Here is a 4,486-nt window from a genome sequence, read left to right as displayed (position 1 = left end):
CGTGTATTCATTTCAAGGAAATAGAAGTTCTTGTCCTTGTCGACGATGAATTCGACCGTGCCGGCGCTCTGGTAGTCGACGGCCTTGGCCAGCGCCACAGACTGCTCGCCCATGGCCTTGCGTGTCGCGGCGTCCAGGAATGGCGACGGCGCCTCTTCGGCGACCTTCTGGTTGCGTCGCTGGATCGAGCATTCGCGCTCGCCGAGATAGAGCGCGTTGCCATGCGCGTCGGCCAGCACCTGGATTTCGATGTGGCGCGGATCGACGACGAATTTCTCGATGAAGAGACGATCGTCGCCGAACGAACTCTTGGCTTCCGAGCGCGCGCGGTCGAAGCCATCGCGCACTTCGGCTTCGCTCCAGGCGATGCGCATGCCCTTGCCGCCGCCGCCGGCCGAAGCCTTGATCATCACGGGATAACCGATTTCGCCGGCGATCTTTTCGGCATGATCGGCATTCTCGATGACGCCGAGCCAGCCGGGCACGGTGGAAACCTTGGCGGCGTTGGCGAACTTCTTCGATTCGATCTTGTCACCCATCGCCTTGATCGCCTTGGGCTTCGGGCCGATGAAAATGATGCCTTCCGCTTCCAGCGCCTCACAGAAGGCCGCCCGCTCGGACAGGAATCCGTAGCCGGGGTGCACGGCCTGGGCTCCCGTCTCCTTGCACGCGGCGATGATCTTTTCAGGGACGAGATAGCTCAGCGCGGCTGGCGAAGGCCCGATATGCACCGCCTCGTCGGCCATCTCGACATGCACGGCGTCGCGATCGGCATCGGAATAGACCGCGACGGTGGCAATGCCCATCTTGCGCGCCGTCTTGATGACGCGGCAGGCAATTTCGCCGCGATTGGCGATCAGGATCTTGGTGAACATGCGAAATGTCATCCCTCGGGTCGGCCGTTCCTTTTATGGCCTGTGCTTGCAGGGTCAAGCCGACCATGCAATTCACTGCCTTTCAATCGACTTGCGATTCCAATTCATCGCTGTGGCCCAGTCGGGGAGCCAGCTGCCAGTTGATCGTGTCGGCAAAACCTGAAACCTTGGAAAAAAATTCGCATTGGAGGACGCCTGATGAAAACCCGCGCCGCTGTCGCTGTTGCCGCCGGAAAGCCGCTGGAGATCATGGAGGTCGACCTCGAGGGCCCGCGCGAGGGCGAAGTGCTGGTCGAGATCAAGGCGACAGGCATTTGCCACACCGACGAATTCACACTGTCGGGCGCCGATCCGGAAGGTCTGTTTCCGGCCATCCTCGGCCATGAGGGTGCCGGCGTCGTCGTCGATGTCGGCAAGGGTGTCACCTCGCTCAAGAAGGGCGACCACGTCATCCCGCTCTATACGCCGGAATGCCGCCAGTGCCCGTCCTGCCTGTCGAGAAAGACGAACCTCTGCACGGCGATCCGCGCCACGCAGGGCCAGGGCCTGATGCCCGATGGTTCGTCGCGCTTCTCGATCGGCAAGGACAAGATCTTTCACTATATGGGCTGCTCGACCTTCTCCAACTTCACCGTGCTGCCCGAGATCGCACTGGCCAAGGTCAACCCCGACGCGCCCTTCGACAAGATCTGCTACATCGGCTGCGGCGTCACCACCGGCATCGGTGCCGTGATCAACACCGCCAAGGTCGAGATCGGCGCCACCGCGGTCGTCTTCGGCCTCGGCGGCATCGGCCTCAATGTCATCCAGGGCCTGAAACTTGCCGGCGCCGGCATGATCATCGGCGTCGATTTGAACAACGACAAGAAGGAGTGGGGCGAGCGCTTCGGCATGACGCATTTCGTCAATCCGAAGGAGATCGACGGCGATGTCGTGCCCTACCTCGTCAACATGACCAAGCGTGGCGCCGACCAGATCGGCGGCGCCGACTACACATTCGACTGCACCGGCAGCACCAAGGTGATGCGTCAGGCGCTCGAAGCCTCGCATCGCGGCTGGGGCAAGTCGGTGGTCATCGGCGTTGCCGGCGCCGGCCAGGAGATCTCGACCAGGCCGTTCCAGCTGGTCACCGGCCGCACCTGGATGGGCACCGCCTTCGGCGGCGCGCGCGGCCGCACCGATGTGCCGAAGATCGTCGACTGGTACATGGACGGCAAGATCCAGATCGACCCGATGATCACCCACACGCTCAAGCTCGAGGACATCAACAAGGGTTTCGATCTCATGCATGAGGGCAAATCGATCAGAAGCGTCGTGGTTTACTGAGGAAGATCGCAGGCCGCGGTCCAACCGGCGCGCGGCCTCCGTGGTTCACAATGGGAGGAGAAAAGAAACATGAGCGAACTCCCCGCCATTCTCGTCGATGCAGACGCCTGCCCGGTCAAGGCCGAGGTCGAAAAAGTGGCCGACCGGCATGGCGTCGTTGTCACCTACGTCTCCAATGGCGGCCTGCGGCCGTCGCGCGATCCGATGGTCCGCAATGTCGTGGTCTCCAAGGGCGCTGATGCCGCCGACGACTGGATCGTCGACAATGCACGCACCAACGACATTGTGATCACCGCCGACATTCCGCTGGCCGCCCGCGCGGTGGCGCTTGGCGCCCATGTGCTTGGGCCAACCGGACGTCCCTTCACGCCGGAAACGATCGGCATGGCGGTGGCGATGCGCGACCTGAAGCAGCATCTGCGCGAGACCGGCGAAAGCAAGGGCTACAATGCCAGCTTCGCGCCGCAAGACCGGTCGCGGTTTCTGGGCGAACTCGATCGCATCTTGCGGCGTGCCATGAAATCGGCCACACCGGATTAGCGCTATCCAGGGCTGGAACCACCATGGCCGCCGAAGCTCCGATAGACAAACCCATGCAGCGCCACATGCTGTTTGCTGTGTCTGCCTGCTTCGGCGTCTTTGCGCTTCTGGTGGCGTTGCTGCTGCACGCTCCGCTTGCCTATTCGATCGGCGCCAACGCGTTCTTTGCCGCCTATGTCATTCTCGTCGTCGCCCAGATGCCGAAGTTCACCGGCAGGTATCTGAGCAAGAATGCGCGCGCCACCGACCAGCCGGTGCTGGTCATCTTCGCCGTGACGCTTGTCGTCGTCGGCGTTGCCGTTGTCGCATTGTTCCTGCTGATCAATCAGAAGGACAGAAGCCATCCCATCGAGCTCTTCTTCGCGCTGCTGTCGATCCCGCTCGGCTGGTTCACCATCCATGCCATGGCAGCGCTCCATTATGCTCATGTCTACTGGATGGATGGCGATGCGATGGATGCCGAGACCAGGAAGAAAATCCCGGTCGGCGGACTGCTGTTTCCGGGCGACAAACGGCCGGAGGGTTGGGACTTCCTCTATTTCTCGACGGTGATCGGCATGACGGCGCAGACCGCCGACACCAACATCTCGACGACGCATATGCGTCGTGTCGTGCTTGTCCACTCGATCCTGTCGTTTTTCTTCAACACGGTCATCGTCGCCGCTGCCGTCAATCTCGCCGTCAGCCTGGGCGGTCCGTAATAAATCCGTGATCGGATGAAACATCGGTTTGGATCGCGACGTATCAGGAGGACAATGAGCGCGCAGGCCATGCCGCGAGGCCGGGAGACGAAACACGATGGAATCCGTTGCCAGAAGCCAATCCGCCGCCGATCCAGGCGCTTCGGCGTCGAACGACAAAACGCTGATTTACCGGCAGTCGCGCTGGACGCGGCTGACGCATTGGCTGTGGGCCATCTCGCTGTTCTTCATGCTGTTGTCCGGCCTGCAGATCTTCAATGCCCGTCCGCAGCTCTATATCGGCAAGCAATCGGGCTTCGATTACAACAACACCATCTTCGCCATCGGCGCCGAGAACTCCGATGCGGGTCCGCGCGGCTACACGGAGATCTTCGGCAAACGCTTCAACACCACTGGGGTGCTCGGCTGGTCGGGTCCGGCCGGCCAGGAGACGTCCCGCGCCTTCCCGTCCTGGGCGACCATCCCGTCCTACTATGATCTCGGCACTGCGCGCGTCATCCATTTCTTCTTTGCCTGGATACTCACCACGACGTTGATCGTCTGGCTGGTCGCCAGCATCGTCAACGGTCACATCCGCCGCGATCTCGCGCCACGCCTCGACGATTTGAAGCGGTTGCCGCAAGACATCGTCGACCACGCCAAGCTCAAATTCCACCACACGCGCGAATACAACACGCTGCAGAAGATGGCCTATGGCGGGGTTCTGTTCGTGCTGCTGCCGCTGATGATCATCACCGGTCTGGCGATGTCGCCAAGCATGAACTCGGTGCTGCCTTTCCTCAACGATCTGCTCGGTGGCCGGCAGACGGCACGCACCATCCATTTCACCGTGATGGTGCTGCTGGTCGCCTTCTTCGTCGTCCATATCCTGATGATCCTGGCCGCCGGCCCGATCAACGAGCTGCGCTCGATCATCACCGGCTGGTACCGCACCGATCCTCCCGCACAGAACGACAATACAGCCGAGAGGAGTGCCTGACATGGCGAAGTTTGAGATCAGCCGCCGCAAATTCCTGACCGCTGCCGGCCTTGGCGCTTCCGGTA

5 protein-coding genes are annotated in these 4,486 nt (G+C 61.7%); 4 read left to right on the top strand and 1 reads right to left on the bottom strand.

What is annotated here, in order from left to right; translation table 11 throughout:
* The coding region (locus EN884_RS27025) for a biotin carboxylase N-terminal domain-containing protein (protein ID WP_128360828.1) at positions 1-875 on the bottom strand (875 nt) is incomplete at its 3' end.
* Positions 876-1,073: 198 nt separating this feature from the next.
* Here EN884_RS27025 and EN884_RS27020 point away from each other — a divergent pair.
* The 4 genes from EN884_RS27020 (at position 1,074) to EN884_RS27005 (ending at position 4,421) form a co-directional block, all read left to right on the top strand.
* Positions 1,074-2,201, top strand: a complete 1,128-nt coding sequence (locus EN884_RS27020) for an S-(hydroxymethyl)glutathione dehydrogenase/class III alcohol dehydrogenase (RefSeq protein WP_128278131.1) — start codon at positions 1,074-1,076, stop codon at positions 2,199-2,201.
* A 69-nt stretch (positions 2,202-2,270) separates the two neighbouring features.
* The gene (locus EN884_RS27015; RefSeq protein WP_013531944.1) at positions 2,271-2,741 is read left to right on the top strand and encodes a YaiI/YqxD family protein; all 471 of its coding nucleotides are present in this window, start codon (positions 2,271-2,273) and stop codon (positions 2,739-2,741) included.
* A 23-nt stretch (positions 2,742-2,764) separates the two neighbouring features.
* A complete protein-coding gene (locus EN884_RS27010) occupies positions 2,765-3,442 on the top strand; it encodes a DUF1345 domain-containing protein (protein WP_013531945.1) in 678 nt (225 codons plus the stop codon).
* A gap of 97 nt (positions 3,443-3,539) precedes the next feature.
* On the top strand, positions 3,540-4,421 hold the full coding sequence (locus EN884_RS27005; RefSeq protein ID WP_013531946.1) for a cytochrome b/b6 domain-containing protein: 882 nt from the start codon (positions 3,540-3,542) through the stop codon (positions 4,419-4,421).
* The last annotated feature ends 65 nt before the right edge of the window (positions 4,422-4,486 follow it).

This window comes from Mesorhizobium sp. M7A.F.Ca.AU.001.01.1.1, assembly GCF_004022735.1.
GTDB lineage: Bacteria > Pseudomonadota > Alphaproteobacteria > Rhizobiales > Rhizobiaceae > Mesorhizobium > Mesorhizobium ciceri.
Note: the sequence above shows the minus strand (reverse complement) of the source record. Positions and strands in the feature narration are given on the sequence as shown.